Source organism: Klebsiella sp. Lac1 (assembly GCF_009825425.1).
In the GTDB taxonomy this organism is placed as follows: domain Bacteria; phylum Pseudomonadota; class Gammaproteobacteria; order Enterobacterales; family Enterobacteriaceae; genus Klebsiella; species Klebsiella electrica.
The window spans coordinates 639,607-665,380 of sequence record NZ_VJZJ01000002.1; the positions used below are offsets into that span (position 1 = coordinate 639,607).

The 25,774-nt window shown below is 56.2% G+C and carries 24 protein-coding genes; 10 read left to right on the top strand and 14 right to left on the bottom strand.

Annotated features, from left to right (window positions below; all coding sequences use genetic code 11):
• Positions 1-31: 31 nt before the first annotated feature.
• From speD to FNY10_RS18435, 3 genes are all read right to left on the bottom strand, one after another.
• Complete coding sequence (gene speD / locus FNY10_RS18425) at positions 32-826, bottom strand: adenosylmethionine decarboxylase (RefSeq protein WP_100682532.1); 795 nt, start codon at positions 824-826, stop codon at positions 32-34.
• Positions 827-840: 14 nt separating this feature from the next.
• On the bottom strand, positions 841-1,710 hold the full coding sequence (speE, locus tag FNY10_RS18430; protein WP_160702300.1) for a polyamine aminopropyltransferase: 870 nt from the start codon (positions 1,708-1,710) through the stop codon (positions 841-843).
• Between the two features lie 195 nt (positions 1,711-1,905).
• Positions 1,906-2,253 carry a YacC family pilotin-like protein gene (locus tag FNY10_RS18435; protein WP_015585138.1) on the bottom strand — a complete coding sequence of 116 codons (348 nt, stop codon included), beginning with the start codon at positions 2,251-2,253 and terminating at the stop codon, positions 1,906-1,908.
• A 146-nt stretch (positions 2,254-2,399) separates the two neighbouring features.
• Between FNY10_RS18435 and cueO the strand changes: the two genes are divergently transcribed.
• Positions 2,400-4,025, top strand: a complete 1,626-nt coding sequence (gene cueO, locus FNY10_RS18440; RefSeq protein ID WP_160702298.1) for a multicopper oxidase CueO — start codon at positions 2,400-2,402, stop codon at positions 4,023-4,025.
• Between the two features lie 90 nt (positions 4,026-4,115).
• Here cueO and FNY10_RS18445 read toward each other — a convergent pair whose 3' ends face one another.
• A complete protein-coding gene (locus FNY10_RS18445) occupies positions 4,116-6,506 on the bottom strand; it encodes a glucose/quinate/shikimate family membrane-bound PQQ-dependent dehydrogenase (RefSeq protein WP_131049251.1) in 2,391 nt (796 codons plus the stop codon).
• A gap of 202 nt (positions 6,507-6,708) precedes the next feature.
• Between FNY10_RS18445 and hpt the strand changes: the two genes are divergently transcribed.
• Positions 6,709-7,245 (top strand): hypoxanthine phosphoribosyltransferase, encoded by a 537-nt coding sequence (gene hpt / locus FNY10_RS18450; RefSeq protein ID WP_015585135.1) that lies wholly within the window; start codon positions 6,709-6,711, stop codon positions 7,243-7,245.
• Positions 7,246-7,306: 61 nt separating this feature from the next.
• Here hpt and can read toward each other — a convergent pair whose 3' ends face one another.
• Positions 7,307-7,969 carry a carbonate dehydratase gene (gene can / locus FNY10_RS18455; RefSeq protein ID WP_100682528.1) on the bottom strand — a complete coding sequence of 221 codons (663 nt, stop codon included), beginning with the start codon at positions 7,967-7,969 and terminating at the stop codon, positions 7,307-7,309.
• Positions 7,970-8,075: 106 nt separating this feature from the next.
• On the opposite strand from can, the gene FNY10_RS18460 reads away from it, so the two are divergent.
• The 6 genes from FNY10_RS18460 to FNY10_RS18485 all read left to right on the top strand — a co-directional run bounded on the left by FNY10_RS18460 (position 8,076) and on the right by FNY10_RS18485 (position 12,632).
• The gene (locus FNY10_RS18460; protein WP_100682527.1) at positions 8,076-9,002 is read left to right on the top strand and encodes an ABC transporter ATP-binding protein; all 927 of its coding nucleotides are present in this window, start codon (positions 8,076-8,078) and stop codon (positions 9,000-9,002) included.
• A complete protein-coding gene (locus FNY10_RS18465) occupies positions 8,999-9,769 on the top strand; it encodes an ABC transporter permease (RefSeq protein WP_100682526.1) in 771 nt (256 codons plus the stop codon). The genes FNY10_RS18460 and FNY10_RS18465 overlap by 4 nt, the downstream gene beginning before the upstream one ends.
• Positions 9,770-9,888: 119 nt before the next feature.
• Entirely contained in the window at positions 9,889-10,329 is a 441-nt protein-coding gene (locus tag FNY10_RS18470) for a PTS sugar transporter subunit IIA (protein ID WP_141965309.1), read from the top strand.
• A gap of 62 nt (positions 10,330-10,391) precedes the next feature.
• The gene (locus tag FNY10_RS18475; protein ID WP_100682659.1) at positions 10,392-11,639 is read left to right on the top strand and encodes a polysaccharide deacetylase family protein; all 1,248 of its coding nucleotides are present in this window, start codon (positions 10,392-10,394) and stop codon (positions 11,637-11,639) included.
• 505 nt (positions 11,640-12,144) lie between these two features.
• Positions 12,145-12,390, top strand: coding sequence for a tlde1 domain-containing protein (locus FNY10_RS18480; RefSeq protein WP_227699453.1), 246 nt, complete (start codon positions 12,145-12,147; stop codon positions 12,388-12,390).
• Positions 12,390-12,632, top strand: a complete 243-nt coding sequence (locus FNY10_RS18485) for a hypothetical protein (RefSeq protein ID WP_131049255.1) — start codon at positions 12,390-12,392, stop codon at positions 12,630-12,632. The genes FNY10_RS18480 and FNY10_RS18485 overlap by 1 nt, the downstream gene beginning before the upstream one ends.
• Positions 12,633-12,691: 59 nt before the next feature.
• Here the strand turns inward: FNY10_RS18485 and panD are convergent, their stop codons facing one another.
• From panD to thpR, 9 genes are all read right to left on the bottom strand, one after another.
• Positions 12,692-13,072, bottom strand: coding sequence for an aspartate 1-decarboxylase (gene panD / locus FNY10_RS18490; RefSeq protein ID WP_004858002.1), 381 nt, complete (start codon positions 13,070-13,072; stop codon positions 12,692-12,694).
• A 202-nt stretch (positions 13,073-13,274) separates the two neighbouring features.
• Positions 13,275-14,129: a pantoate--beta-alanine ligase gene (panC, locus tag FNY10_RS18495; protein WP_131049256.1), complete on the bottom strand. Its 855-nt coding sequence runs from the start codon at positions 14,127-14,129 to the stop codon at positions 13,275-13,277.
• An 11-nt stretch (positions 14,130-14,140) separates the two neighbouring features.
• Positions 14,141-14,932: a 3-methyl-2-oxobutanoate hydroxymethyltransferase gene (gene panB / locus FNY10_RS18500; protein ID WP_048024065.1), complete on the bottom strand. Its 792-nt coding sequence runs from the start codon at positions 14,930-14,932 to the stop codon at positions 14,141-14,143.
• 123 nt (positions 14,933-15,055) lie between these two features.
• Positions 15,056-15,535, bottom strand: a complete 480-nt coding sequence (folK, locus tag FNY10_RS18505) for a 2-amino-4-hydroxy-6-hydroxymethyldihydropteridine diphosphokinase (RefSeq protein WP_100682520.1) — start codon at positions 15,533-15,535, stop codon at positions 15,056-15,058.
• Entirely contained in the window at positions 15,532-16,926 is a 1,395-nt protein-coding gene (pcnB, locus tag FNY10_RS18510) for a polynucleotide adenylyltransferase PcnB (RefSeq protein WP_100682519.1), read from the bottom strand. The genes folK and pcnB overlap by 4 nt, the downstream gene beginning before the upstream one ends.
• 111 nt (positions 16,927-17,037) lie before the next feature.
• Positions 17,038-17,919 (bottom strand): tRNA glutamyl-Q(34) synthetase GluQRS, encoded by an 882-nt coding sequence (gene gluQRS, locus FNY10_RS18515; RefSeq protein ID WP_100682518.1) that lies wholly within the window; start codon positions 17,917-17,919, stop codon positions 17,038-17,040.
• A 62-nt stretch (positions 17,920-17,981) separates the two neighbouring features.
• Complete coding sequence (gene dksA / locus FNY10_RS18520; RefSeq protein WP_004858018.1) at positions 17,982-18,437, bottom strand: RNA polymerase-binding protein DksA; 456 nt, start codon at positions 18,435-18,437, stop codon at positions 17,982-17,984.
• A 164-nt stretch (positions 18,438-18,601) separates the two neighbouring features.
• Positions 18,602-19,318, bottom strand: coding sequence for a DNA/RNA nuclease SfsA (sfsA, locus tag FNY10_RS18525; protein ID WP_160702296.1), 717 nt, complete (start codon positions 19,316-19,318; stop codon positions 18,602-18,604).
• Positions 19,318-19,854 carry an RNA 2',3'-cyclic phosphodiesterase gene (gene thpR, locus FNY10_RS18530; RefSeq protein ID WP_141965307.1) on the bottom strand — a complete coding sequence of 179 codons (537 nt, stop codon included), beginning with the start codon at positions 19,852-19,854 and terminating at the stop codon, positions 19,318-19,320. The genes sfsA and thpR overlap by 1 nt, the downstream gene beginning before the upstream one ends.
• A gap of 72 nt (positions 19,855-19,926) precedes the next feature.
• On the opposite strand from thpR, the gene hrpB reads away from it, so the two are divergent.
• Positions 19,927-22,356, top strand: a complete 2,430-nt coding sequence (gene hrpB / locus FNY10_RS18535) for an ATP-dependent helicase HrpB (protein WP_160702294.1) — start codon at positions 19,927-19,929, stop codon at positions 22,354-22,356.
• Between the two features lie 651 nt (positions 22,357-23,007).
• A complete protein-coding gene (gene mrcB, locus FNY10_RS18540; protein ID WP_160702292.1) occupies positions 23,008-25,557 on the top strand; it encodes a bifunctional glycosyl transferase/transpeptidase in 2,550 nt (849 codons plus the stop codon).
• Positions 25,558-25,774 lie beyond the last annotated feature (217 nt).

Consider the following 25,774-nt stretch of genomic DNA (forward strand, 5'->3'; position numbering starts at 1 on the left):
AGGGCCACTGCCGTAGCCCTGTCTGCGTTTCTCAGATATGCGGAATGTTGCGGGCGTAGTAAATTTCTCGCATCTCTTTCCACAGTAGACTGGTGATGGACTTGCGCTCTTCTGCGCTGAGGTCTTCGGGCCTGGTGTGGAACATGTAGTGCTTCAGATCGAACTCTTTCAGCAGCATTTTGGTGTGGAAGATATTTTCCTGGTAGACGTTGACGTCTACCATGTCATACAGCGCTTTGATGTCCTCGGACATAAAGTTCTGAATGGAATTGATTTCATGGTCAATAAAGTGCTTCATGCCATTGATATCACGGGTAAAACCGCGGACGCGATAATCAATAGTGACAATGTCAGATTCCAGCTGATGGATGAGATAATTCAACGCATTAAGCGGTGAAATAACCCCACAGGTGGAGACTTCGATATCAGCACGGAAGGTGCACAGCCCGCCCTCGGGATGGCTTTCCGGGTAGGTGTGCACGCAAATATGGCTCTTGTCGAGATGGGCGACAACGGCTTCCGGGAGCGGGCCCGGGCGTTCGGTCTGGTCGATAAGCTGCGGATCAACCGGTTCTTCACTGACCAGAATCGTGACGCTGGCCCCCTGAGGTTCATAATCCTGGCGGGCAATGTTCAGAATGTTGGCACCGATGATCGAGCAGGTCTCTGACAAAATCTCGGTCAGACGGTTGGCGTTATAGAGTTCATCGATATAGGCGATGTAGCCATCGCGCTCCTCTGCCGTTTTGGCGTAGCAGATATCGTAAATACAAAAACTCAGGCTCTTGGTCAGGTTGTTAAAGCCGTGCAGCTTCAGTTTTTTCAATTTAGTTCACCCCCTTACTGAGGATCGCTGGCGGACAGCGCATCCTGTAAATATTGCGGTAGGGCAAAGGCCGCCTTGTGAATGGCCGGATTATAGTAACGGCACTTCAGGTTCGCTTTGTGAAAACGCGCCTGGATAATTTCATTGGACAGGTCGCGCAGGGCAGCATTATCGGTCGCCCACGCGAAGGTCATAATGCCGCCATAGTAGGTCGGAATCGCGGCCTGATAGAAGCTGACATCGCTGAAATAGTGGCCGAGTTTGCGGTGGCTGTCGATCGCTTCATCCTGTTGCAGGAAGCAGACGCCGTTCTGGGCGACAAAAATACCGCCGGGGTTCAGGCAGCGCTTGCAGCCTTCGTAAAAGGCCGAGGTGAACAGGCTCTCGCCGGGACCGATAGGGTCGGTGCAGTCGGAGATTATCACATCAAACGTTTGCGTGGTCTGGTTAACAAAATTGACGCCATCGTCAATCACCAGCGTAAAGCGCGGATCGTCATAAGCGCCCGCGTTATGATTTGGCAGATACTGGCGGCAGAACGAGACCACGCCAGCGTCGATTTCGACCATAGTGATGGTTTCGATGGTGCTGTGACGAGACACTTCTCGCAGCATCGCGCCGTCACCGCCGCCGATGATCAGCACATGTTTCGCCTGGCCGTGGGCCATCAGCGGGACATGGGTCATCATCTCATGATAGATAAACTCATCGCGTTCGCTGGTTTGTACCACCCCGTCCAGCGCCATCACGCGGCCAAAGGCTGCATTCTCAAAAATGATCAAATCCTGGTGATCGGTCTTTTCGTGATACAGCACCTTATCAACCGCAAAATACTGACCAAAATGGTCGTGCAGCGTTTCATGCCACAGATTGTTATCAGCCACAGGCGGGTTCCTCCATTGTGAACATCCGGTACGCTCGAAAAACGAGCGCAACATCATAGCCAACTCTGGATGATGATGCACGGTGGATATTTCAGCCGTTCGCATGGCGGCAGGCTGCATGGCAGGAATGGCGGGACGGGAAGACCATGCCACCTTATACAGGCGGCGGGATTGTGTTCGGGCCCGGCGGGTGGACTATTTCACGTAAGCGAGCAGGCTCAGCGAATCGCGGGCCAACGCCTTGCATTTTTTCGTCGTGGGGATTTTGATACCGCTGAGGTCGCGGTAGCTATCTTCACCGAGCGCCTTCATATTGAAGCTGTCGTAGTTGCTCAGATCCCATTGGTTCTGTTGAGCAAAAAAGACCAGCGCGCGACGAATTTGGGTATTCGGCAGATTCTGGTAACCGCAGTCGTTTTTCAGAAAGACAAATACCGCCGTTAAATCAGCCATATCTTCCGCTTCGGACTCACTTAACGCATAGCTATTGGCGGATAGAGCAAGCAGGCTGCCGAGCACTATTGTTCTGAAAAGCGTCTTCATTTTCTCTACCATTGAATCACGGACGCTCAACGTTAGCATACTTCTTTACACTACGTAGAGCTTTATTCTTACTCTTCTGCTTGACCTTCCTGCTGGTGGAAGGTTTAAGCTCAAAAGTTCACCAGCAGAATAAAAAGGATGTGAAAATGCAACGTCGTGAATTTATCAAATTAACCGCGGCGGCCAGCGTATTCAGCGCGCTGCCGCTGTGGAGCCGCTCGGTTTTCGCCGCCAGCCGCCCGGCTCTGCCGGTGCCCGATCTTCTGACCGCCGACGCACGTAATCGCATCACATTAACGATCCAGGCCGGAAAAACGCAGTTTGGTCCGCATCAGGCGACCACCTGGGGCTATAACGGCAATCTGTTGGGGCCGGCGCTGAAGCTCAAAAAAGGGGAGGCGGTGACCGTGGATATCCATAATCGCCTGGCCGAAGAGACCACCGTACACTGGCATGGGCTGGAGGTGCCGGGTGAGATCGACGGCGGTCCGCAGGGGATCATCGCGCCAGGCGCCTCCCGCAGCGTGAACTTTACCCCCAGCCAGCGGGCCGCCACCTGCTGGTTCCACCCGCACCAGCATGGAAAAACCGGTCGTCAGGTGGCGATGGGGCTGGCGGGGCTGGTGCTGATTTCTGATGAGGAAAGCGAGCGGTTGCTGTTGCCCAGGCAGTGGGGGATCGATGATGTACCGGTGATTGTGCAGGATAAGCGTTTTACCGCCGCCGGCGAGATCGATTATCAGCTCGACATCATGAGCGCGGCGGTCGGCTGGTTTGGCGATACCTTGCTGGCAAACGGGGCGCTCTACCCTGAACATGCCGCGCCGCGCGGCTGGCTGCGCTTACGTTTACTGAACGGCTGTAACGCCCGCTCGCTGAATTTCGCCACCAGCGATAACCGGTCGATGTACGTTATCGCCAGCGACGGCGGACTGCTTGCCGAACCGGTGAAAGTCAGCGAGCTGCCGGTGTTAATGGGGGAGCGCTTTGAAGTGCTGGTGGATACCCGCGACGGTAAAGCCTTCGATCTGCTCACCTTGCCGGTGAGTCAAATGGGGATGGCGATCGTGCCGTTCGACACCCCGCAGCCGGTCCTGCGCATCCAGCCGCTGACTATCCAGGCATCCGGCACACTGCCGGATTCTTTGGTCAGCATGCCGGCGCTGCCGTCGCTGGAGGGGCTGACACAGCGCACGCTCCAGCTGTCGATGGATCCGATGCTGGACATGATGGGAATGCAGGCGCTGATGCAAAAATATGGTGATCGGGCGATGTCCGGCATGAACCACGGTAGCATGATGGATCACGGCAATATGGGTCACGGCATGATGGGCAACATGAGCGCCAAGGGGCAGATGAATCATGGCGATATGGGGAACATGAACCACGGCGGCATGGGACAGATGAACCACGGTGCCGACGGTTTCGATTTCCATAATGCTAACCGGATCAATGGCCAGGCCTTTGATATGAATACCCCGCTGTTCGCCGCGGCGAAAGGGCAGTTTGAGCGCTGGGTGATTTCCGGCAAAGGCGACATGATGCTGCACCCGTTCCATATTCACGGCACCCAGTTCCGTATTCTGTCGGAAAATGGCGCTGCGCCTGCCGCGCATCGTTCAGGCTGGAAAGATACCGTCCGGGTTGAGGGGGGCGTTAGTGAAGTGCTGGTGAAGTTCGATCACGGGGCGTCGAAAATGCATGCCTATATGGCGCACTGCCACCTGCTGGAACATGAAGATACCGGCATGATGCTCGGCTTTACGGTGTAGGTTTTTCCCCGCCGGGGATATTCTGCCCGCATAATAAAGAGGCCCGGTGTTCACCGGGCCTTCTGTTTTGTTACCGCGTTTTACCTGGGCTTATTGCGCCTCATCAGGCAGCGCATAGGCGACGATATAGTCACCCATCTTCGTGCCAAACGAGCCGTGGCCGCCTGCGGCGATGACCACATACTGTTTGCCATTCACTTCATAGGTCATCGGCGTCGCCTGGCCGCCTGCCGGCAGACGGGCCTGCCACAGTTTTTCCCCGTTGCTCATGTTGTAGGCACGCAGGTAGTTATCGGCGGTAGCGCCAATAAACAGCACGTTGCCCGCGGTGGAGATTGGGCCACCAAGCATCGGCATACCGAGGTTAAACGGCAGCTGAACCGGCATCGGGAACGGCAGGCTATCCTGCGGCGTACCGATACGTTTTTTCCATACCACTTCGTTGGTTTTCAGATCCAGCGCGGAGATGTAACCCCAGGCCGGCTGTTTGCACGGCAGGCCAAACGGCGACAGGAAGGCGTTGAGGGTCACGCCGAACGGTACGCCATACTGCGGCTGTATGCCGGATTCGGTACCGGAACCTTTCGCGTCTTTTGGCGGCTCCATCGGGTTGCCCGGGCCGCGTGGGATCAGTTTCGATACAAACGGCAGCGCCATTGGGTTGGCGATGGCCACCTGACGGTTCGGATCAACGGAAATCCCGCCCCATTCAAACATTCCCAGGTTACCCGGGAAGACCAGCGTGCCTTGTTCTGACGGCGGGGTGAAGATGCCTTCATAACGCAGCTGGTGGAAGATAACGCGGCACACCAGCTGATCGAACATGGTGGCGCCCCACATATCCGCGCCGGTCAAATCTTTCTTCGGACGGAAGCTCAGGTCGGAGAATGGCTGAGTTTTCGAGACATAATCGCCTTTCGCTGCGCCCTGAGGAACCGGTTTTTCCGGTGCCGGGACAACCAGTTCGCCGTTACGACGGTCGAGAACGAAGATATTACCGGTTTTGGCCGGTGCGTAGATGACCGGAACAGTTTTACCGTTAACGTCGATATCCGCCAGCGTAGGCTGAGACGGCATATCCATGTCCCACAGATCGTGGTGAACGGTCTGATAGCTCCATGCCAGTTTACCGGTGGTCGCGTTCAGCGCCACGATAGAGCTGGCGTAGCGTTCCTGTTCCGGCGTACGGTTACCGCCCCAGATATCCGGCGTGGTCACGCCCATCGGCAGGTACACGAGGTCCAGCTTCGCATCATAGGCCGCAGGCGCCCAGGAGTTCGGGGAGTTCAGCGTGAAATGATGTTGATCATCCGGAATGGCGTTCGGATCTTTCGCGCCCGGATCGAAGACCCACAGCAGTTTACCGGTGTTGACGTCAAAGCCGCGAATAACGCCCGACGGTTCGCGCGTTGAGAAGTTATCGGTCACGGCGCCGGCAATGATAATGGTGGTATCGGTCACGATCGGCGGAGACGTTGGTTCATACATCCCCGGCGTGGTGACCGGCATATTGGTCTGCAGATTGAGAATACCTTTGTTGGCAAAGGATTCGCACAGCTGGCCGTTGTCGGCGTTAATCGCGAACAGGCGACCATCGTTGACCGGCAGGATAATCCGGCGCGGACAGTTGGCGACGACGTCTGCCGGCGCCTTGTCTGCTTTCGCTTCGTGATAAGAGACGCCGCGACAGGTGACGTGCTGGAAGGACGGATCCGCGTTCAGCTGCGGGTCAAAGTGCCATTTTTCTTTCCCGGTAGCCGCATCAAGAGCAAACAGACGCTGGTGGGCGGTACACAGGTACAGCATGTTCCCCACTTTAATTGGCGTCACTTCGTTGGTGATTTCACCCGGATCGTTCGGCTGCTTCAGGTCGCCGGTGCGGAACACCCAGGCTTCCTTCAGGTTTTTCACGTTATCGGCATTGATTTGCTTCAGCGGCGAATAACGCTGACCTTCCTGATTACGGCCATACGCCGGCCAGTCGCTATCGGCAACCGCGGAGATCGGCGCCGCAGGCGTCGCATCGGCATTCAGGGTACCGTTCACTTCCTGCGGGTCATTAAAACCGGCCCAGGTCAGGATGCCGCCGCTGATCAGCAGGGCAACGATCAGACCGGCGACCGCGCCGCCCGATGGGATCGGCAGACGACGCCAGACAAAAGGCAAAATAAGCCAGATGCCGAAGAAGACCAGGATATCGCTACGCGGCGTAAGCGCCCAGAAGTCAAAGCCGACTTCCCAGACGCCCCAGATCATGGTGGCGAGAAGCAGCGCAGCATACAGCCAGAGCGCTGCGCGTTTGCCCTGTAACAGCATCACGGTGACGGCCAGCATGACCAGGCCAGCAATAGGGTAGTACCAGGAGCCGCCAAGAGCCGCCAGCCATACCCCGCCAATAAGAAGATACAGGCCGCAGAACGCTGCAAAGAGCGCTGTCAGCGTCACGAGAAGCCGTGATTGTTGAGACTTTGTTTCTGCCATAGAAAGACACTCGGTTGTTTGTTAATTTTTAATTGCAATTAATTATAGGATTTAACAAGTGTGATCGGAATCACAAAATGGGCTTTATTATTCCCTGCATCGCATATTTCTTTTTACTGGTATACTGCATAGCTTGCCGGTCAATGTCGGTGCATTCGCAGCGGTATTGATGATTTACATTAAGAATCAAATGGTTAGTTTAATGAAACATACTGTAGAAGTGATGATCCCGGAAGCCGAGATCAAAGCGCGTATCGCCGAACTGGGTCGTCAAATCAACGAGTGCTACAAAGACAGCGGCAGCGAAATGGTGCTGGTGGGGCTGCTGCGCGGCTCATTTATGTTTATGGCCGACCTGTGCCGTGAAGTGCAGGTGCCGCATGAAGTCGATTTTATGACCGCCTCCAGCTACGGCAGCGGCATGTCGACGACCCGTGACGTGAAAATCCTGAAAGATCTGGATGAAGACATTCGCGGTAAAGACGTATTGATTGTGGAAGACATTATCGATTCCGGCAACACGCTGTCTAAAGTGCGTGAAATTCTCAGCCTGCGTGAGCCGAAATCTCTGGCTATTTGTACGCTGCTGGATAAGCCGAGCCGTCGTGAAGTGAACGTGCCGGTCGAGTTTGTTGGTTTTGCCATCCCGGATGAGTTCGTGGTCGGCTACGGGATTGATTACGCGCAGCGCTACCGTCATCTGCCGTACGTCGGCAAAGTGGTACTGCTGGACGAGTAAGGTTTCATGCGACCCCGGACGATGGCGCGCCGCGCTGCCGGGGTTTTCTCAAGCGGGTGGCTTACTTGTGGTTGGCGTGTTTGCTCTTGAGGTTGGAAATCCCGTGACGGTAGCGCTGTTCAAGGGTTTCACGGCTGACGGCGGTCACATCAAGATCGCGTAACATCCCGTCATGGATACCGTAGGCCCAGCCGTGGATGGTGACCTTCTGACCCCGTTTCCACGCCGACTGCATAATAGTCGAGTGGCCCAGGTTATAAACCTGCTCCATCACGTTCAGTTCACATAATGTATCCAGTCGGCGCTCTTCGGGCATTTCGCCCAGCAGCGAGCTGTGTTTGAACCAGATATCGCGAATATGCAGCAGCCAGTTGTCGATAAGCCCCAGCTCGGTGTTTTCTACCGCCGCCTGCACGCCGCCGCAGCCATAGTGGCCGCAGATGATGATATGCTCGACTTCCAGCACGTCGACGGCATACTGCACCACGGAAAGACAGTTCAGGTCGGTATGAATCACCAGATTGGCGACGTTACGATGGACAAACAGTTCACCGGGCTCAAGGCCGGTTAACCGTTCCGCAGGAACACGGCTATCAGAACATCCAATCCACAGAAAGCGTGGCTTCTGCGCTTGTGACAATTTTGCGAAAAAACCGGGGTCTTCTTCCACCAGCATTTTTGACCATAGTGCATTATTGCTGATGAGTGTATCTATATCATTCATGGACGTTTACGGCCTGTAACCAAGTAAGTGCGTTGGGCTAATATAGGTTAACCTCACTTTATTTAAAACAACCCATCGCGTGTCATGACACGAGAAGAGATATTTAATGACCATTGCTCTGGAATTAAAACAGCTCACCAAGACCTACCCCGGCGGGGTTCAGGCGCTGCGGGGAATCGATCTGCAGGTGGAAGCCGGGGATTTTTATGCGCTGCTCGGCCCTAACGGGGCGGGGAAATCCACCACGATTGGCATTATCAGCTCGCTGGTAAATAAAACCTCCGGCGAGGTCAACGTCTTTGGCTACGACCTGCAAAAGGACGTGGTGAACGCCAAGCGTCAGCTCGGGCTGGTGCCGCAGGAGTTCAACTTCAACCCGTTTGAAACCGTCCAGCAGATCGTCGTGCATCAGGCGGGCTACTACGGCGTGGAGCATAAAGAAGCGCTTCTGCGCAGCGAAAAGTACTTAAAACAGCTCGATCTGTGGGAAAAACGCAACGAACGCGCAAGGATGCTCTCCGGCGGGATGAAGCGACGCCTGATGATCGCCCGCGCGCTGATGCATGAACCTAAACTGCTGATTCTCGATGAACCCACCGCGGGCGTGGATATCGAACTTCGCCGCTCGATGTGGGGTTTTCTCAAGGATTTGAACGATAAAGGCACCACCATCATCCTGACCACCCATTATCTGGAAGAGGCGGAGATGCTGTGTCGCAATATCGGGATTATTCAACGGGGAGAGCTGGTGGAAAACACCTCGATGAAGGCGCTGCTTGCCAAGTTGAAATCAGAAACGTTCATCCTCGATCTGGCGCCGAAAAGCCCGCTGCCGACGCTGGAAGGTTACCAGTATCGCCTGGTGGATACCTCCACGCTGGAAGTCGAAGTGCTGCGCGAGCAGGGGATTAACAGCGTATTTGCCCAGCTGAGTGCCCAGGGCGTTCAGGTGTTAAGTATGCGTAACAAAGCCAACCGGCTGGAAGAGTTGTTTGTCACGCTGGTGCAGGACAGAAAAGGAGAATCAGCATGATGCAGCTTTATTGGATCGCGCTGAAAAGCATCTGGACCAAGGAAATTCACCGCTTTATGCGTATCTGGATCCAGACGCTGGTGCCGCCAGTGATCACCATGACCCTCTATTTTGTCATCTTTGGCAATTTGATCGGCTCGCGGATCGGCGAAATGCATGGCTTTACCTATATGCAGTTTATTGTGCCGGGTCTGATCATGATGGCGGTGATCACCAACGCCTATGCCAACGTGGCCTCCTCGTTCTTCAGCGCGAAATTTCAGCGCAATATCGAAGAGCTGCTGGTGGCGCCGGTGCCGACGCACGTGGTTATCGCCGGTTATGTTGGCGGCGGGGTTGCGCGCGGGCTGTGCGTAGGGATTCTGGTTACCGCGATCTCGTTGTTCTTCGTGCCGTTCCAGGTGCATTCCTGGCTGTTCGTTGGGCTGACGCTGATTCTGACCGCGGTCCTCTTTTCGCTGGCGGGTTTGCTGAACGCGGTTTTTGCCAAAACCTTTGATGATATCAGCCTGATCCCCACCTTTGTGCTGACGCCGCTGACCTACCTCGGTGGGGTATTTTACTCCCTGACCCTACTGCCGCCCTTCTGGCAGGCGCTGTCGCACCTTAATCCGATTGTGTACATGATCAGCGGCTTCCGCTATGGATTCCTCGGTATCAACGATGTTCCGCTGGTTACGACTTTTGGCGTGCTGGTGGTCTTTATTGTTCTGTTCTACGCGCTGTGCTGGTATCTGATCCAGCGTGGACGCGGTCTGCGCAGCTAACCGCGCGTCGGCGAATAGCGCCTGGCCTTCAGGCGAGGCGCTATCTGCTAATCTTGACTGCCATCACTCATCTGCTTCATCCCCTTTGTTACAGTGTTTCTCTGCTAAGGAGGCTGTCTATGTTGGGGTGGGTGATTACCTGTCATGATGAGAAGGCGGAAGTGCTGCTGGATCGTCTGGAAAAAAAGTTTGGCCCGCTGGCGCAATGTCGGGCGGTAAATTACTGGCGTAATCTTAGCAGCAATATGTTGAGCCGGATGATGTGCGATGCGTTGCACGCCACGGACAGCGGCGATGGGGTGATTTTTTTGACCGATAACACCGGAGCGCCTCCCTATCGCGTGGCGGCCCTGATGAGCCATAAACATACCCACTGTGAAGTGATCTCCGGCATCAGCTATCCATTGCTGGAGCGCATGTATCTTCTGCGCTACACCCTGAGCAGCGAAGCGTTTCGCGATGCGATCGTGAGCAGCGGAAGCCCGGTCGTCAGCAGCCTCTGGCACCAGCAGCAAAAAAATCCGCCTTTTCGCCTGCGTCATGATGCGTTCGGGAATTAAGCATTGGTATTGATGCCGCTTTTGTTACAATGGCGGTTGATTTCTCTAGCGGTCCGACCTGCATGTTTGCCCGAATTTTTGCCCTGCTCCTTTTACTGACATCACTCAGCGCTTCAGCCAGTCTGCTTAGCCAGCAGGGCATGCCCGCCCGCTACATGCAGACGACGGAAGATGCGGTTATCTGGGCGCAGATCGGCAATGACGTGGTGAGCGTGGGGAACATTCGGGCCGGGCAAATTATCGCCGTGGTGCCGACATCCGCCGATTATTATGAATTCAGCTTCGGTTTCGGCACCGGCTTTATCGATAAGGGCCACCTCGAACCGGTGCAGGGCAAGCAGCGGGTTGAAGACAGTCTTGGCGATTTGCATAAACCGCTGAGTAACCAGAATCTGCTTACCTGGAAAGATACGCCGGTGTACGATGCGCCTGCCGTCGGCAGCGCACCGTTTGGCACCCTGGCGAATAATCTGCGCTATCCCATTATCAGCAAGCTGAAAGACCGCCTTAACCAGACCTGGTTTCAAATTCGCCTTGGTAACCGGCTGGCGTGGGTCAGCAGCCTCGACGCGCAGGAAGATCGCGGTATTCCGATGCTGACCTATCATCACATTCTGCGCGATGAAGAGAACACCCGTTTTCGCCACACCTCTACCACGACTTCGGTACGTGCCTTCAGCAACCAGATGACCTGGCTCCGCGATCGGGGCTACACCACGCTGACCATGTATCAGCTGGAAGGCTATCTGCGTAATAAAATCAATCTGCCGGCCCGCTCGGTGGTGATTACCTTTGATGATGGTCTGAAGTCGGTTAACCGCTATGCGTACCCGATTCTGAAGCAGTATGGCTTTCACGCGACGGCATTTATTATCTCATCGCGTATCAAGCGCCACCCGCAGAAGTGGGAGCCGAAATCGCTGCAGTTTATGAGCGTTTCCGAGCTCAAGCAGATTCAGGACGTTTTTGATATACAGTCCCATACGCACTTCCTGCACCGGGTGGATGCGCTACGCCATCCGATTTTGTTGAGTCGCAGCTACCATAATATTCTGTTTGATTTTGAGCATTCACGGCGCGCGCTTTCGCAGTTCAATCCGCATGTGCTCTATCTTTCTTATCCCTTCGGCGGCTATAACGCGACGGCGATCAAGGCGGCGAACGACGCCGGTTTTCATATGGCGGTGACCACGGTGAGAGGGAAGGTGACGCCGGGGGATAACCCGTTCTTACTAAAAAGGCTCTATATTCTGCGGACCGATTCGCTGGAGACGATGTCGCGGTTGATCAGCAATCAGCCGCAGGGATAAAGGATGTCGGTGATACGAAACCGGCCACCCCGCTAATAAATTCCTGACAAGGTTTTCCAGAGAACATCTTATTTATTTTCAGAATTTGTTGTCTGGCATAAAGTCCATTTTTCATTTATGGTTATTTGATTTAATTCGCCCACAATACAGGAAGTTGCGTCATTAACTGCTTTCGGTACCGTACAGGTGTTCTCATGAAGCCAATACAATACGTACTATTATGGTTTGGGCAAGCATTGCTGTTTACAGTTGTGTTTGTCCTGTTATACGTGCTGATACCAGAAATAAAGATGTACAGACTGATTACAGAATTAACAGGATTCATGTCCGATTTTACATGGGATAAGTATTATTTTTTGGCTCTTTGTATTGCTTCACTATTCATCGTGGCAATAGTGGTTTATGTAACGGCTGCAATTAAAAGACGTTTAGCCTGACTGTTCTATTATAAATAAACGGTGCCCCGCCTGGGCGGCGCACCGTCAGCGATTGGCTATCAGGCAACCTGCACCGAAATGATTCGCGAGCCACGTTCAGCGGCAATGGCATGATAGACGATCTAACATGGGTGGGAGAAGTACAGAGAGGACATTTCAGACTTCATCCAGCAGGTTATAAGGGGGTTAGTGAAGGTTGTATTACCCTACCTCGACTATCTGATTTTATGTTGTTACGTGCTGCGTTGCTTAATACGCCAACAATACAGGTAACAGCGTCATTAACTGCTTTCGGTACCGTACAGGTGTACTAATGAAACCGATACAATACGCGCTATTATGGATTGGCGAAGCATTATTATATACAGTAGTATTCGTGCTGCTGTTTTTATTTATGCCTGAAGTCAAAACCTACTATCTGATCAGGCGCTATACAGAAGTTATACCTGGTGATATATGGGATAAGTATTACTTTCTGTCGCTTTGTATTGCTTCACTATTCATCGTGGCAATAGTGGTTTATGTAACAGCTGCAATTAAAAGATGTTTATCCTGACTATTCTATTATAAATAAACGGTGCTCCGCCTGGGCGGTGCACCGTCAGCGATTGGCTATCAGGCAACCTGCACCGGAATGGCCTTTGCCTGGCGCTTCATTTCGTTGTCGCCTTCGAAATAGGCCACTTTCGGCTGCCAGCGGCGGGCTTCTTCATCAGGCATGGTGACGAAGCTGGCAATAATCAGAATGTCACCCACGCTGGCGCAGTGTGCGGCAGCGCCGTTCACCGAAATGATTCGCGAGCCACGTTCGGCGGCAATGGCATAGGTGGAGAAGCGGTTGCCATTGGTCACGTTCCAGATGTGGATCGCTTCGTTTTCAAGAATACCGGAGGCATCCAGAAAATCCTGGTCAATGGCGCAGGAACCTTCATAGTGCAGGTCGGCCTGCGTGACTTTTACGCGGTGGAGTTTGCCCTGCAGCATATTACGAATCATGATGTCTACCTTTCTTCCCGTTCTGCTCCAGCGTACAGGGGCTGGCGGGCGAGCGACTTTCCCTGCCGGGGGACCGTAATGCTCTTGCCTGCCGCCGCTCTGCAAGCGGATGAGTCAGGGTCTATACCTTAATGATACGAAGCGGACATGACATCCGCTTTGAGTAAATGTCCGGCAATATTGCCAGATTTTTAACCCTTGTCTACTGACCCAGCTCGACGATGTGGTTATCGATCAACCGCGCCTGTCCCAACCATGCGGCCATCAGGATCACCGCACGTTGACTGGTTGCCGTCAGCTCCAGCAGCGTATCCGCATCCCGGATCTGGATATCGTCGGCGCGGAAGCCTTTCTCGTTCAGCTCCTGCCCGGCAAGGGTAATGATTTCATCCAGGTTACGTTCACCGGCGGCGAGCTTGTCGGCGACGGCGCTCAGCACTTTATACAGGCCCGGCGCAATTTTACGCTGCTCTGTGGTGAGGTAGCCGTTGCGCGAGCTCAGCGCTAAACCATCTTTAGCACGAATAATCGGTACGCCGATTATCTCAATATCGTAACCCATGTCGGCAACCATTTTACGAATCAGCGCCAGCTGCTGGAAGTCTTTCTCGCCAAAGCAGGCGACGTCTGGCTGCACCAGGTTAAACAGCTTGCTGACGATGGTCGATACGCCGCGAAAGTGGCCTGGACGACTGGCGCCCTCAAGCATGGTCGACAGCCCCGGCACATCCACACTGGTCTGGTTTTCGGTGCCGTGCGGATAGATCTCTGCCGGCGCGGGGGCGAAAACAAAATCCACCTTACGTTTGTTCAGCTTTTCGCAATCATCCTGCAGGGTACGCGGATAGCGCGACAGGTCGTCAGGACGATCGAACTGCATCGGGTTGACGAAAATAGTGACCACCACGACATCGGCGCTGGCTTTTGCGGTATCTACCAGCTGCATATGACCGTCGTGCAGGTTGCCCATAGTGGGAACCAGCGCGATACGCTTACCTTCCTGGCGCAAACGGCGAATATGCTGGCGTAGCAGCGGCAGGGATTCAATAATCAGCACAACAAGACTCCTTAATGGAAACTGTGTTCTTCGCCCGGATAAACGCCGGACTCCACGTCGGCAATATACTGCCGCACTGCGGCGCGCATGTCGCCCGCTTCAGCCAGGAAATTTTTAGCAAATTTAGGGATATGGCCGCCGGTGATCCCGAAAGCGTCATGCATCACGAGGATCTGCCCGTCGGTGACGTTGCCCGCACCAATGCCGATAACCGGAATGGTTAACGCCTCGGTGATACGTTGAGCCAGCTCGACCGGGACGCACTCAAGGACCAGCAGCTGTGCGCCTGCCGCTTCCAGTGCCAGCGCGTCGTCGAACAGCGCCTGCGCCGCATCGCCGCGGCCCTGCACTTTATAGCCGCCAAAAATATTGACCGACTGCGGGGTCAGACCGAGGTGGCCGCAAACCGGCACCGCGCGTTCCGTCAGCATTTTTACCGTTTCCGCAAGCCAGGCGCCGCCTTCAAGCTTGACCATGTTGGCGCCTGCGCGCATCACGATGGCGGCGTTAGCGAAGGTCTGTTCCGGGGTGGCATAGGCCATAAACGGCAGGTCAGCGAGCAGCAGGCAATGGGGGGCGCCGCGGCGTACTGCCTGGGTGTGATAGGCGATATCTTCCACGGTCACCGGCAAGGTCGAGTCGTGCCCTTGCACCGTCATGCCCAGCGAGTCACCTACCAGCATCACGTTGATCCCTTCATCGGCAAACAGCTTCGCAAAGCTGTAGTCATAGGCGGTGATGGTGGCGAAGCGCTGCTTCTCCTGTTTGCATTTCTGCAGCAGGGCGATAGTGGTCGGTTTCATAACGTTTCCTGATGATGAAAGTCATATTAACCGGCATTCTAACAGCAGCGTTCAGAGGGGCAATGGTTTTAGGCAACCGATAACAACGATCGCCGTAATGGCTAAAAATGGGGAAGGGGGAAACTACCAGATCGCCGGCTTTTCGGCGCCAAGGTTTTCCAGCACCTGACGCAGAGTGGCGCCGTCAGGGAAATGGAGCGTCGGGGCAATCTCATACAGCGGCCACAGCATAAAACCACGGTTTTTCATATCGTAGTGCGGTACCGTCAGGCGCTCGCTGTGAATCACCGCATCACCAAACAGCATGATATCGAGATCCAGCGTGCGGGGGCCCCAGCGTTCGGCTTTGCGTTGGCGACCCTGCTGCAGTTCGATGCGCTGGGTATGATCCAGCAAGGCTTCAGCCTGCAGTTCCGTCTCCAGGGCGACGGCGGCGTTGAGGTAGTCAGGCTGATCCTGCGGCCCCAGCGGCGGCGTGCGGTAAAAAGAGGAGACGGCGACCATCCGGCTGTCCGGGATGGCCGCCAGCGCCGTCACGGCAGCATTGACCTGCTCCAGAGGAGAAGCCAGATTACTGCCGATCGCGATGTAGACGCGGGTCATGCGCCACCCTGACGCGGAGCGCGTTTACGCGGGCGGCGATGGCGGCGGCGCGGTATGGGTTCGTCATCAAGCTCGTTAAGCATCTCTTTTTGATCTGGCGGCGCGGCAACCTGGAACTCGCCCCACCATTTGGTCAGACGCTGCAGTTCGCCATTCTTCTCGGCGCCGGCACGCAGCTCCAGCAGATCGTAGGCGGCGCGGAACTTCGGATGTTCCATCAGCTTCCAGGCGCGTTTGCCCTGGCGGCGGGACATGCGCAGCTGCAGCTGCCAGATATCGCGGACCAGAGTGGTAATACGCTTCGGAATGGCCAGCGTACGGCAGGCTTCATCCAGCACATCGTTCATCGCCAGGGCGAAAGCGTCGTTGTAGGCCAGACCGCTCTCCTGGGTGATTTTCTGCGCCATTTCCAGCAGCGGATACCAGAACATGACCGCGAACAGGAAAGCCGGGTTAACGCGCATATCGTTATGGATGCGGTTATCGGTATTCTTCAGCACCTGGGTAATGATGTGTTCCATCGGGCTATCGCCGCGCTCGGTAAAGTAGCGGGTGATGGTCGGGAACAGCGGCTGGAACAGGTTATATTCACGCAGCAGCATGTAGGTATCATAGCCATAGCCCGCCTGCAGCAGCTTCAGCACTTCTTCGAACAGACGCGCCGGAGGAACGTCGTGGAGCAGTGCGGCAAGACGCGGAATCGGCTCGGCGGTTTCCGCGCTGATGTTCATATTGAGCTTGGCGGCAAAACGCACAGCGCGCAGCATGCGGACCGGATCTTCGCGGTAGCGGGTTTCCGGATCGCCAATCAGGCGAATCATGCCCTCCTGCAGATCTTTCATGCCGCCGACGTAGTCGCGCACGGTAAAATCGGCCACGCTGTAATACAGGCTGTTAATGGTGAAGTCGCGACGCTGGGCATCTTCTTCGATCGAACCGAAGATGTTGTCGCGCAGCAGCATCCCGTTCTGGCCGCGCTGTGAAGTCACACGGTCGGTGGTGTGCCCTTCATGGTGGCCGCGGAAGGTGGCGACTTCGATGATTTCCGGCCCGAACATCACGTGCGCGAGGCGGAAACGACGGCCCACCAGACGACAGTTGCGGAACAGTTTACGTACCTGATCCGGCGTCGCGCTGGTTGTCACGTCAAAATCTTTCGGTTTTTTACCAAGCAGAAGGTCACGTACGCCACCGCCGACGAGATAGGCTTCATAGCCCGCCTTGTTCAGTCGATAGAGCACCTTGAGGGCATTATCACTGATATCTTTGCGGGAAATTGCATGCTGTTCACGCGGGATAACCGTCATATGCGTTTGTTCAACGGCGGCTTCTGCGTCGCGCTCTTCACGGCTTAGCACCTTACGGCAAAAATTAGCGACTCGGGTAAAAATGTTGCACCTCGTAGTGTCAGACGGACTTCAGATCAAAATATTACTCTAGGCATTTCGGGTTGCAGCCAATGCAGGAGCAACTTGAAAGGCGACGAGAAAAATAGCGGCTAATCATAGCTCAGAGAGAGCCATTTGAGAATGCTGGATTTTTTGCAGGTCCCAGTTGGCTACCGCATTCTTCAGCAGATCCTCAATAGTCAACGCTCGCCATTCCTGCTCAATATCCTGATTAAGAAACATTAACGCCCGCATAATTTCGGGGCGCGGATCGCCCTCCGGCAGCGCCGGGGCGTGGTTTTGTTTGGAGAGTTTATTCCCCTGGGCATTCACTGCCAGCGGCAGATGGACATAATCCGGGGCCTGCCAGCCAAAATGCTGATACAGCGAAATCTGACGCACCGTCGGTTCGATAAGGTCCGCCCCGCGGACGATTTCGCTGACCCCCTGGAAATGATCGTCCACGACCACCGCCAGATTATAGGCGAACAGGCCGTCGCGGCGGTGGATAATGAAATCCTCCCGCGCCAGCGCCTCATCGGCGACGAGGGGACCGCGCAGACGGTCATCAAACGCGAGGACCGGCCGCGTCTGACGTAAACGCAGGGCGGCGTCATGTGCGCCGAGTCGTAAATCGCGGCAGTGACCGTCATACACACCGCCGACGGCGTGTATGCGCGCCCGGGTGCAGGTGCAGTAATAGCAGAGTCCCTGTTCGTGCAGCCAGGCCAGCCGTTCGCGGTAGGCTTCGTGACGCTGCGACTGCCACAGCACTTCGCCGTCCCAGTGCAGGCCGTAGTGCTCTAGCTGGCGCAGAATCGTACTGGCGGCGCCGGGGACTTCACGCGGCGGATCGATATCTTCAATGCGTACGCGCCAGATACCGTTGTGCGCACGGGCCTGAAGATAGCTGCCGAGAGCGGCAATCAAAGAGCCGAAATGAAGTTCGCCGGAAGGTGAGGGGGCAAAGCGGCCAATATAGTGTGAGTCATTCATGAGTGACGAATAAAACATGTAGGCGGGAGAGACTCCCGCCGGAGATACGATAGCGAAGCGAATTAGCCAGCCATCTGCTTTTCGCGAATTTCCGCCAGCGTTTTGCAGTCGATGCACAGGTCAGCGGTCGGACGCGCTTCCAGACGGCGAATGCCAATCTCAACGCCGCAGGATTCGCAGAAGCCGAAATCCTCATCTTCGACTTTCTTCAGCGTTTTCTCGATCTTTTTGATCAGTTTACGTTCGCGGTCGCGGTTACGCAGTTCCAGGCTGAACTCTTCTTCCTGAGCGGCACGGTCTACCGGATCCGGGAAGTTAGCCGCTTCATCCTGCATGTGCGATACGGTGCGATCCACTTCATCCCTGAGTTGATTACGCCATGCTTCAAGAATACGCTTGAAGTGCGCCAGCTGGGCTTCGTTCATATACTCTTCGCCCGGCTTCTCTTGATACGGCTCCACCCCAGCGATGGCGAGAATACTCAGGGACGATGTTTTACGGTTTTGCCCTTCTTGCATGTTGCTTCTCCTTAACACGCACTATCGATCCCCATGTTGGGGGAAAAATCAGGCCGCTATAAATAGCAGATGCTTTTCCGGATAGCAATTATCTAAACGTTACACTTGACAACCCTGTGAAGAAAAGCGTATTTGCGCTCGCGACCCGGACATAATTTAGCCGTTTATTTACCGGGGGTTAACACCGCGGCAATCGGCTTATTCAGAGTCATCATCTCGGTAGAAAGTTCCGCTTTATAAACGAGAATTTCTACCCCCTTGGTTTGCGCCTCAATCAACAGCTGTGCGTATCTGGCATCAATATGATGCGCGGGTGAGAAACAGTCGATCGCCGAATGGAGCACGGCGAACAAGATTACGGCCCGGTCGCCTGCCGCCGCCACGCTCATCAGCTCCCGAAGGTGCTTTTGACCGCGTTCGGTCACAGCATCGGGGAAATAACCGCTGTCATTTTCCGCCAACGTAACCGATTTCACTTCAATATAGCAGTTTTGTCGATCTTCTGCCTGTAACATTATGTCAATGCGACTCTTTTCCTCGCCATATTTTACTTCACTTTTCAGCGTGTTATAGCCAGAAAGTTCGATAATATTCCCCGCAAGTATCGCCTCTTTTGCCAGTATATTCGCGCGTAGAGTATTAACACAAATTATCGCGCCGCGCTGGGTTTGCGTTAATTCCCAGGTATGAGCGTATTTGCGTTTCGGATTATCCGACGTTGAGTACCAGACGGTATCGCCGGGAGTCGCGCAGCCGGTCATCGCGCCGGTATTCGGGCAGTGCAGCGTAAGCTCCCGGCCGTCGGGGGTGACCACATCCGCCAAAAACCGTTTGTAACGCTGAATCAGGGTGGCGGATTGTAAAGGTGGATTGAACTGCATCAGCTTTCCTTGTTAAAGGGGTAACGTTCCAGCGCGGTATAGCGGGTGCGTCCGCGGGAAAAACGGGATTCATAAAGCACAAATTCGCTGACGGCAAAGGTCCAGCTGAAGCCCGGCGGCGGAATGGGCACCGCGTGGCGGGCCTCGCGCAGCAGGGTGATGTGCGGATGAAACGGCTGCGGACTTTGATAGCAGCCGCTGCGTGCCGCCTGGGCGCGCAGCAGGCTGGCCAGCTGTAACAGGCCGCGCGGAGGCCGGCGGGTGCCAAGCCACACCACGCGGGAACGCAGCCACTGGCCGGCATCGTCGAGGGTGAGCGTAAATCCGGGCTGGTGGATGCGTCCGGCCAGCGCCGCCAGCGCACGCTGCTTGTCCGCGCTGACTTCGCCGAGAAAGGCCAGCGTCAGGTGCAGGTTATCTGCGGCCACCGGCCGTCCGGCATCTTCCGCAAAGTTCGCCGCGCGCCAGTGAACGATTTGCCGCTGGGCTTCAGCCGGTAGCTCAAGGGCGAAAAACAGCCTTTTCGGCTCGGACATGATAGAGACTCGGTAATGAATTATCAGGATGCTACAATGCTTGCCCGCAAATGTTAACCTCCGGAGCCATTCGTGTCCCAATTGCCGGTTGCCGCCGTCCTCCCTGAACTTCTTTCCGCACTGCAGCAGGCGCCGCAGGTATTGCTCAATGCGCCAACCGGCGCCGGGAAATCGACCTGGCTGCCGCTGCAAATACTCGCCGATGGTCATATCGACGGGCGCATTATCCTGCTGGAGCCGCGGCGATTGGCCGCCCGCAACGTGGCCCAACGCCTGGCGGAGCTGCTGGGCGAGAAACCGGGGGAGACCGTCGGCTACCGGATGCGCGCCGAAACCTGCGTTGGACCAAATACGCAGCTGGAGGTGGTGACTGAAGGCATCCTGACGCGGATGATCCAGCACGATCCCGAACTGAGCGGCGTCGGGCTGGTGATCCTTGATGAATTCCACGAGCGTAGTCTGCAGGCGGATCTGGCGTTGGCGCTATTGCTGGATGTCCAGCAGGGGCTACGGGAGGATCTTAAACTGCTGATTATGTCAGCGACGCTGGATAACGATCGCCTGCAGCGGCTGTTGCCTTCGGCTCCGACCATTTGCTCTGAAGGGCGTGCGTTCCCGGTGGAAAAACGATTTCAGGCGCTTGCCGCGCATCAGCGTTTCGATGAAGCGGTCGCCATCGCTGCTGCGGAACTGCTGCGCCAGGAGCGCGGCTCGCTGCTGCTGTTCCTCCCGGGCGTGGGGGAAATTCAGCGGGTACAGGCGCAGCTGGCCGAACGGGTGGCCGACGATGTGGTGCTGTGCCCGCTGTACGGAGCGTTGCCGCTGAGCGAGCAGCGCAAAGCGATTCTCCCCGCAGCGGCAGGCAAACGTAAGGTGGTGCTGGCGACCAATATCGCCGAGACCAGCTTAACCATCGAAGGCATCCGGCTGGTGGTCGATAGCGCCCAGGAGCGCGTCGCTCGCTTTGACGCCCGTACCGGCTTAACCCGCCTGATGACACAACGCATCAGCCAGGCGTCGATGACCCAACGCGCCGGTCGCGCCGGTCGTCTGGAGCCGGGGATTTGTCTGCATTTGCTTGGCAAAGAGCAGGCGGAACGCGCGGCGGCCCAGAGCGATCCGGAGATACTGCACAGCGATCTCTCCGCGCTGCTGCTGGAGCTTTTACAGTGGGGATGTCCCGATCCGGCGCAACTGAACTGGCTCGATTTGCCGCCTGAGGCAAACCTGGCCGCGGCGAGGCGCTTGCTGACGGCGCTATCGGCGCTGGAGGGGAACAGACTATCGGCGCGCGGGCGCGAAATGGCCGCCCTGGGTAACGATCCGCGTCTCGCGGCGATGTTGACTGCGGCCACTGATGCGGATGATGCGGCGACCGCGGCGAAACTGGCGGCGATCCTCGAAGAGCCTCCGCGCGGCGCAAGCAGCGATCTCGGCGCGGCGTTTGCCCGCCAGCAGCCGAACTGGCAGCAGCGGGCCCGGCAGCTTCTGAAGCGGCTGGGCAGCCGCGATGGTCAGCCCGATGCACAACGCCTGGCGCCGCTGCTGGCCCCGGCATTTGTCGACCGGATCGCCCGTCGCCGCGGTCAGGAAGGGCGCTACCAACTCGCCAACGGGATGGGGGCGATGCTGGACGCCGACGATGCGCTCGGGCGCCACGAATGGCTGATTGCGCCTCTGCTCCTGCAGGGAAGCGCCTCGCCGGACGCGCGGATTCTGCTGGCGCTGCCGCTGGACGTCAATGCGCTGCTGGCGCAGTGCCCTGGGCTGGCGCAATGTTCCGATACCGTCGAATGGGATGAGGCGCAGGGGACGCTGAAGGCCTGGCGACGCACCTGCATTGGTCAACTGGTGTTAAAAACCCAGCCGCTGGCGAAGCCCTCGGAAGAGGAGCTGCATCAGGCGATGCTCAACGGCATTCGCGATAAGGGGCTCGGCGTGCTTAACTGGACGGCGGAAGCCGAACAACTGCGCCTGCGCCTGCACTGCGCGGCACAATGGTTGCCAGAAGAGGCGTGGCCGGCCGTCGATGACGCCTCGCTGCTGGAGTCGCTGGAAGCCTGGCTGCTACCGCAGATGAGCGGGGTGCACTCGCTGCGCGCGCTGAAAGCGTTGGATATGCGCCAGGCGCTACAAAACTGGCTGCCGTGGTCGTTGCGCCAGACGCTGGACAGCCAACTGCCAACCCACTACACGGTGCCGACCGGGAGCCGGATAGCGATCCGCTACCATGCCGACAATCCGCCCGCGCTGGCGGTACGTATGCAGGAGATGTTTGGCGAAGCCGCCACGCCGACGATAGCCCAGGGCCGGGTTGCGCTGGTGCTGGAGCTGCTGTCGCCTGCGCAGCGTCCGCTGCAGATTACCCGCGACCTCAGCGCTTTCTGGCAGGGGACCTATCGCGAGGTGCAAAAAGAGATGAAGGGGCGTTACCCCAAACACGTCTGGCCGGACGATCCGGCCAATACCGCGCCGACGCGGCGCACCAAAAAGTATTCGTAGCGGACGGGCCGGGAGGCATTATTGAAGACAGCCCTCAAGGGGAATAAAACGGTGTGAAATAAAACACAGGTAGGCTATTTGGTCATGACTGACGGCGTAGGCAATCAATAAATGGCGCCAGCGGGCGATTAAACTGGCTGCATTCTGCGGCTTCCGGCGTACTGTTGCTCTTCACTTCTTTGCCCGAATATTTCTGGTTACCGGCGGAATATCATATTCATCCAGCGCTGAAGCCGTTGTTTTTTATCGCCGAAGAGGCCCTCAGGCAGACCGCTGAGGCGATGAACGGCGAAGGATATTTTTATGTTATTAAAAAACATAATATTTTCGCTTTTGTTACCTCGTGAGGGAGTAAAATGCTGGTTAAGCCTGTCCCGGTTTAGTGCTATCCTGTGTCACCTGGACTATTTGTGCTATGTCCCAAAATTCTCGTCAGGCGATGTGTGTAAGATGATGATTTATATTATGAATTCTCAGCGAGTGCATAAGCGTACATCATGACCGCGCCCTGAGACGCGACGTGCGGTGATACCAGGGGCGTTGTCTGCGGATGGCGACCTCCGGGCGTGAATTTGAGAGATATCTTCTTCCTCTTTCAAGAGGAAGTATTGAGAATCAGGCTTTTACGCCTGAAAGTTGCGGAGAAGAAGCATGGCGGGAGATGACCGCGAGCCTATCGGACGTAAGGGAAAGCCCTCGCGTCCGGCAAAACAAAAGGTGACTCGTCGTCGGGTCCGGGATGAGGACTATGACGATGATTACGACGACGATGATTATGAGGATCAAGAGCCGATGCCGAAGAAAGCAAAAGGCAAAGGTAATAAGCCTCGCCGTAAACGGACCTGGCTATGGCTGCTGTTCAAGATAGGGGTCGTGATTGCGGTGCTGGTTGCCGCTTACGGTGTCTATCTCGATCAGAAAATCCGTAGCCGTATCGACGGCAAGGTTTGGGAGCTTCCGGCGGCGGTTTATGGCCGCATGGTTAACCTCGAACCGGATATGCAGATCAGCAAAAGCGAGATGGTTCGTCTGCTGAATGCCACGCAGTACCGCCAGGTCAGCGCGATGACGCGTCCGGGCGAGTATACCGTGCAGGCCAACAGCATTGAGATGATCCGTCGTCCGTTTGATTTCCCTGATAGTAAAGAAGGGCAGGTGCGCGCGCGCCTGACCTTTGACGGCGATCACCTGGAGACGATCGAGAATATGGAGAACAACCGCCAGTTCGGTTTCTTCCGTCTCGATCCGCGGCTGATTACCATGCTGCAGTCGGCAAATGGCGAACAGCGTCTGTTTGTCAAGCGCAGCGGCTTCCCGGATCTGCTGGTGGATACGCTTCTGGCGACCGAAGACCGTCACTTCTATGAACACGACGGGATTAGCCTGTACTCGATTGGTCGCGCGGTGCTGGCGAACCTGACGGCCGGGCGCACGGTGCAGGGGGCCAGTACGCTGACCCAGCAGTTGGTGAAAAACCTGTTCCTTTCCAGCGAGCGCTCTTACTGGCGTAAAGCGAACGAAGCCTATATGGCGCTGATCGTTGATGCGCGTTACAGCAAGGATCGTATCCTTGAGCTGTATATGAACGAGGTGTACCTCGGTCAGAGCGGCGACAACGAAATTCGCGGTTTCCCGCTGGCGAGCCTTTATTACTTTGGCCGCCCGGTCGAAGAGCTCAGCCTCGATCAGCAGGCGCTGCTGGTCGGGATGGTGAAAGGCGCATCGATTTACAACCCGTGGCGTAATCCGAAGCTGGCGCTGGAAAGACGCAATCTGGTGCTGCGTCTGCTGCAGCAGCAGAACGTGATCGATCAGGAGCTGTATGACATGCTGAGCGCGCGTCCGCTGGGCGTGCAGCCGCGCGGCGGCGTGATCTCGCCACAGCCGGCGTTTATGCAGATGGTTCGTCAGGAACTGCAGGCGAAACTGGGTGATAAGGTGAAAGATCTCTCCGGCGTGAAGATCTTTACGACCTTTGACTCCGTCGCGCAGGATGCGGCGGAAAAAGCGGCGACCGACGGCATTCCGCTGTTGAAGAAACAGCGTAAGCTGCCGGATCTGGAAACCGCGATGGTGGTGGTTGACCGCTTTACCGGTGAAGTGCGGGCGATGGTCGGCGGTGCGGAACCGCAGTTTGCCGGTTACAACCGCGCGATGCAGGCCCGCCGTTCAATCGGTTCTCTGGCGAAGCCAGCGACCTATCTGACGGCGCTGAGCTTGCCGAACCAGTATCGTCTGAACACCTCGATTGCCGATGCGCCGATCACCATCCGTCTGCCCAACGGTCAAACCTGGTCCCCGCAGAACGACGATCGCCGTTTTAGCGGTCAGGTGATGCTGGTGGATGCGTTGACGCGCTCGATGAACGTGCCGACCGTTAACCTCGGGATGGCGCTGGGTCTGCCGGCGATAACCGACACCTGGGTCAAACTGGGGGCGCCGAAAGATCAGCTGCACCCGGTGCCGGCGATGATTCTCGGGGCGCTGAACCTGACGCCGATCGAAGTCGCGCAGGCGTTCCAGACTATCGCCAGCGGCGGTAACCGCGCGACGCTTTCGGCGCTGCGTTCGGTCATCGCCGAAGATGGTACCGTGCTGTATCAGAGCTATCCACAGGCAGAGCGGGTGGTGCCGGCGCAGGCTGCGTACATGACGCTGTGGACCATGCAGCAGGTTGTGCTGCGCGGTACCGGCCGTCAGCTTGGAGCGAAGTATCCGGGTCTGCATCTGGCGGGGAAAACCGGGACCACCAACAATAACGTCGATACCTGGTTTGCCGGGATTGACGGCAGCCAGGTGACCATTACCTGGGTGGGTCGCGATAACAACCAGCCGACGAAACTCTACGGTGCCAGCGGCGCAATGTCTATTTACCAGCGCTATCTGGCTAACCAGACGCCGACGCCGCTGGCGTTGACGGCACCGGAAGACGTGGTGGATATGGGCGTGGACAGCAATGGCAACTTCGTGTGTAGCGGGGGAATGCGTTCGCTTCCGGTCTGGACAACCACCCCGGATGCGCTGTGTCGCCAGGGCGAGCAGATGCAACAGCAGCTGCTGGAGCAACAGCAGCAGAACAATCCGTTCAATCAGTCCGGGCAGCAGCAACCGGCGCAACAGCAACAGCAGCAACAGCCAGCGAAGCAGGAAAAGAGCGATGGCGTAGCTGGCTGGATTAAGGATATGTTCGGCGGTAACTGATCGTCGTCACCAGGCCCCCTGATAGCAGAGTATCAGGGGGCTTTTTTATTTCTGCGCATGACTTAACAGTCACTTATCCCCACAGTACTGCCTGGTTATTATTTCATCCTTCGGTCTGCCGCATGGGGCATAGCTCTTGCCTTGCATTCTGCGTTTCGCCTATCATGGAAATAGTCATAATAATAATTCTCGTTTACGTTATCATTCACTTTCATCA

Coding starts and splice junctions, on each gene's coding strand:
- FNY10_RS18435 (WP_015585138.1), bottom strand. CDS start 2,253: ATGAAGACGCTTTTCAGAACAATAGTGCTCGGCAGCCTGCTTGCTCTA.
- cueO (WP_160702298.1), top strand. CDS start 2,400: ATGCAACGTCGTGAATTTATCAAATTAACCGCGGCGGCCAGCGTATTC.
- FNY10_RS18445 (WP_131049251.1), bottom strand. CDS start 6,506: ATGGCAGAAACAAAGTCTCAACAATCACGGCTTCTCGTGACGCTGACA.
- hpt (WP_015585135.1), top strand. CDS start 6,709: ATGAAACATACTGTAGAAGTGATGATCCCGGAAGCCGAGATCAAAGCG.
- can (WP_100682528.1), bottom strand. CDS start 7,969: ATGAATGATATAGATACACTCATCAGCAATAATGCACTATGGTCAAAA.
- FNY10_RS18460 (WP_100682527.1), top strand. CDS start 8,076: ATGACCATTGCTCTGGAATTAAAACAGCTCACCAAGACCTACCCCGGC.
- FNY10_RS18465 (WP_100682526.1), top strand. CDS start 8,999: ATGATGCAGCTTTATTGGATCGCGCTGAAAAGCATCTGGACCAAGGAA.
- FNY10_RS18470 (WP_141965309.1), top strand. CDS start 9,889: ATGTTGGGGTGGGTGATTACCTGTCATGATGAGAAGGCGGAAGTGCTG.
- FNY10_RS18475 (WP_100682659.1), top strand. CDS start 10,392: ATGTTTGCCCGAATTTTTGCCCTGCTCCTTTTACTGACATCACTCAGC.
- FNY10_RS18485 (WP_131049255.1), top strand. CDS start 12,390: ATGAAACCGATACAATACGCGCTATTATGGATTGGCGAAGCATTATTA.
- panD (WP_004858002.1), bottom strand. CDS start 13,072: ATGATTCGTAATATGCTGCAGGGCAAACTCCACCGCGTAAAAGTCACG.
- panB (WP_048024065.1), bottom strand. CDS start 14,932: ATGAAACCGACCACTATCGCCCTGCTGCAGAAATGCAAACAGGAGAAG.
- folK (WP_100682520.1), bottom strand. CDS start 15,535: ATGACCCGCGTCTACATCGCGATCGGCAGTAATCTGGCTTCTCCTCTG.
- gluQRS (WP_100682518.1), bottom strand. CDS start 17,919: ATGAATGACTCACACTATATTGGCCGCTTTGCCCCCTCACCTTCCGGC.
- dksA (WP_004858018.1), bottom strand. CDS start 18,437: ATGCAAGAAGGGCAAAACCGTAAAACATCGTCCCTGAGTATTCTCGCC.
- sfsA (WP_160702296.1), bottom strand. CDS start 19,318: ATGCAGTTCAATCCACCTTTACAATCCGCCACCCTGATTCAGCGTTAC.
- thpR (WP_141965307.1), bottom strand. CDS start 19,854: ATGTCCGAGCCGAAAAGGCTGTTTTTCGCCCTTGAGCTACCGGCTGAA.
- mrcB (WP_160702292.1), top strand. CDS start 23,008: ATGGCGGGAGATGACCGCGAGCCTATCGGACGTAAGGGAAAGCCCTCG.